This is a genomic window from Mucilaginibacter sp. P4_G9 (assembly GCF_056400985.1).
Window position 1 is genome coordinate 1 of record NZ_JBFUKF010000473.1, and the last position, 3,594, is coordinate 3,594.

General features: G+C 42.7%; 3 protein-coding genes. 2 read left to right on the forward strand and 1 reads right to left on the reverse strand.

What is annotated here, in order from left to right; translation table 11 throughout:
- Both AC1DPZ_RS23960 and AC1DPZ_RS23965 read left to right on the forward strand, forming a co-directional pair.
- The coding region (locus AC1DPZ_RS23960) for a cytochrome ubiquinol oxidase subunit I (RefSeq protein ID WP_477408210.1) at positions 1 to 549 on the forward strand (549 nt) is incomplete at its 5' end.
- A 12-nt stretch (positions 550 to 561) separates the two neighbouring features.
- Positions 562 to 1,572: a cytochrome d ubiquinol oxidase subunit II gene (locus AC1DPZ_RS23965; RefSeq protein ID WP_477408212.1), complete on the forward strand. Its 1,011-nt coding sequence runs from the start codon at positions 562 to 564 to the stop codon at positions 1,570 to 1,572.
- 97 nt (positions 1,573 to 1,669) lie between these two features.
- Here AC1DPZ_RS23965 and AC1DPZ_RS23970 read toward each other — a convergent pair whose 3' ends face one another.
- Positions 1,670 to 3,328 (reverse strand): alpha-L-rhamnosidase-related protein, encoded by a 1,659-nt coding sequence (locus AC1DPZ_RS23970; RefSeq protein WP_477408214.1) that lies wholly within the window; start codon positions 3,326 to 3,328, stop codon positions 1,670 to 1,672.
- Positions 3,329 to 3,594 lie beyond the last annotated feature (266 nt).

The following is a 3,594-nucleotide window of genomic DNA, read 5'->3' on the forward strand; positions in this document are numbered from 1 at the left end:
GCCTATTTTCATACCCAGGAATATGCGCCGCTGATTATTGGCGGGATACCGGATACCGTAGCTAAAAAAGTAAATTATGGTTTAGAGATTCCCGGCTTACTGAGCTTTTTGGTTCACGACAATTTTAAAACATCTGTGAATGCGTTGGACAAGATCCCGTTTAAAGATCAGCCTCCTGTTGCCATTACGCATTATGCATTTCAAATCATGGTAGGCATCGGTACACTGATGATGTTTATCGGGATCCTGTATTTTATTGCCCTTTGGAAAAAGAAGGAATGGTTTAACAAAGCATGGTTTCTTAAACTATTCATTATTGCCACGCCATTGGGCTTTATTGCCCTGGAGGCCGGATGGACAGTTACCGAAGTTGGCCGCCAGCCGTGGATAATACAGGGTGTTATGCGCACAAGTGATGCCGTAACCAAAATGCCCGGCATTCAGTATACTTTTTACCTGTTCTCCTTCATTTACTTTACCCTGAGTGTATTTGTTATTTTCCTGCTGAAAAGACAGATTCAGATGGTACCAGAATTGTACGACCGTTAACCCGCTGATATTATGTTATACGTTGTTATCCTATTTTTATTTGCCGCCATTACCCTCTATTTCCTGCTGGGTGGTGCCGATTTTGGCGCGGGCATTATCGAGCTGTTTACATCGACCGATAATAAGTACCGCACCCGCAAAACCATGTACCAGGCCATTGGTCCCATATGGGAGGCAAACCACATGTGGCTTATTATAACCGTGGTTATCCTTTTTGTAGGTTTCCCGGATATTTACAGCGAAATGTGCACTTACCTGCATATTCCCCTGTTAATCCTGCTATTGGGGATTATTGCCCGTGGTACTGCCTTTACCTTTCGTAATTATGATGCTGTAAAAGACGAAAAAACACAGGCGTTTTATAATCATATGTTTGTGTATTCCAGCTTTGTTACGCCATTGTTTTTAGGCATTATTGCCGGCAGCGCGCTATCTGGTCAAATTGATCCAACAGCTGCAACATTTGTAAGCGCCTATATATTTAGCTGGCTCAATTGGTTTTCGGTAGCTGTAGGGTTTTTCACTGTGGCCCTTTGCGGCTTCCTTGCTGCGATTTATATTGTTGGTGAAACAGATAACATTGATGATATAAAACGCTATATCAAAAAAGCAAAAGTATCAAACATTGTGGCCGTTATTTGCGGGGGACTGGTTTTCATTGCATCCGAAATTGAGCATGTGGGCTTATCCAAATGGATTTTTGGCAACCCGGTAAGCCTTACAGCCGTGATAGCCGCTACCCTATCGTTGGTATTATTATGGTTTATCATATCCGAGAAGAAAAACCGGCAATGGATCAGGTTATTGGCCGCATTCCAGGTAAGCATGATCCTGATCTCTGTTGGCGCAACACGTTTCCCCCGTTTCGTGATATTTAAAGGAGGCAGCTCCATGTCGCTCTTAACCGATCATGCCACCAATAATACTATTGATTACCTGGCAATAGGATTGCTGGTTGGTAGTTTGTTTATACTGCCCGCATTAGGGTATTTGTATTACAGCTTTCAAAGGAAGGATAGGTAAATTGTCTGAACCGGAATTCATCGAATTAACGAATTTGCAGAATTTTAGAATTCTAATAATTCAACTAATTCGATAAATTCCGGTTCAGAAAAAAATCTTACCTCTGAAATATCTCCGGGTATTTCCTTATAAAATAAACCGGCGTGCAGCTCCAGGCATGGCAGTAGCTGTTCACCGGGTAAAACTCGTAGGGCGATTTCAGTTCGTCCTTAGGGTCATAAACTTCCCAAAAGGTATCAGCCCCTTTTTTGATCATGCCGCCCCAGTAAGTAGTGAGCGCCTCTTTGGCTTCGGTCTTTAAGCCGCTTTCAATTAAGGCCGCCACATAATAGTGAAACATATATGGCGCACCGGGATGTACCGCATTGGTTACAGCTGGTAACGCCTTTAGCGCTTTTTGTCCTTCGGCTTTGGTAGCTACGCCGCTTAATACCATCCAGGCCTGCGCGCCGTATGATACCTGCTTATCTACCCCACTAACAAACAGGCCCGATTTTTTATCATACAGGTTTTTATGCGCGGCGTCCTTTAATTTTTTGGCTAATGCAGGAATTTCGGCAACTTCACTTTCCTTGCCTAATAATTTAGCCAGGGCATAGGTTTGGTTAAGCGTATAAACACTTAAACCCTGCAAAACGGTTTGTTTATCAAGATCGTTCTTCCAGTCGAAAAACACCCACCATTCTTTGCCCGCTTTTACATAGTCCATCATACCATCTTCGCCGGCATATTTTTTAATCATATCGAGTTGTTTTTTGGCAACGGGCCACAAATCACTACCGGTTTGTTTATCGCCGGTGGCGGTAACGTATTCCTTCAATGCTACATTGTACAGGAAACAATAATCAAGCAGGCGGTTGCCGGTTTGTGCATGAGGCTCTGGTGTTTCAAATACATTTGATATCAGCACCCCATCTTCTGCAGATAAACCAGCCAGTAAATAAAAGCAGCGTTTGGTAAGGTTATTATTCTGGAAAGAATACAGGTTAGCCAATGATTCAAGGTAAAGGTCTCCTATCCATAACCGGCGATCACGTTTCGGGCCATCTTCATATACGGTTTGCATGCATTCTTTTAACGTAGTTAAACCTACCCTGTCAATATCCTGTATCATTTGCGAAGTTCCGGCGGCTAAGGCGGCAGGTGCCGTGGCTACGGACGTTGTTGCCTTAAATTCAATATTAGTGATTGCAAAATCAAAGTAATTTGATGCCCCCAACAATTCTATCTTCACAAAACGGCAAGCCAGCCTGCGCGGAATAGTAATAGTGGCAGGCGACTCGGTAACTGTAACAATCTCGTCCTGCAGCCAGGCCCGGCTCAGTGTTCCCGGGTAGGGATCAAATGGTGTCGCCATTTCTGAAGGAACTTCACCAAAGGTAAATTTTAACCTTAACGGGGCATCCATAACACCCTTTGTTGCTTTTACGGTGAAAGTGAAATAGCCTGTCATGTGTTCGCCAAAATCAGCAACTACGCCGCTTTGTTTTTTAAATGAGTTGCTGTACAGCACATCTACCCCATCAGATTTTACTGTCTTCCAGCCCTGGAAAGCCGCTGCATCTTTTTCAAGTTTCACAAGAGCGATTGGTTGTTTTACAGATTCGATGAGCTTAGGTTTGTATTCTTCGGCTTTTTTTAGCCAGGCTTGCCTGTAACCGGCATAGGGGTCCTGGGCTTTTACATTAGCCGTTATCAATGCGATAGCGCAGGTGAATAAAAAAATGAACTTAGCGTTTGGTCTGTTTGGCGCCATAAAGGTTAAATTTAAGATTGAGTTCTCTGGTTTGATCTTATGGAGAAGACCAGGCAAAGAAATAATTGGTTGTTGCAATATAAAAATATGCAGTTGTGAAACCATCCTGTACTATCTTTTTAAATTAAAAATATAATTGTGGAATATTACATTTGTGCCAGCCCAATTATAAAGCGTGAAGAACTACCTGAAAATATTATCTATTGATGAGTATTCCATTACTCCAAAATACCTTCAGTTATCAAATGCCATCATCAGGGCAATTG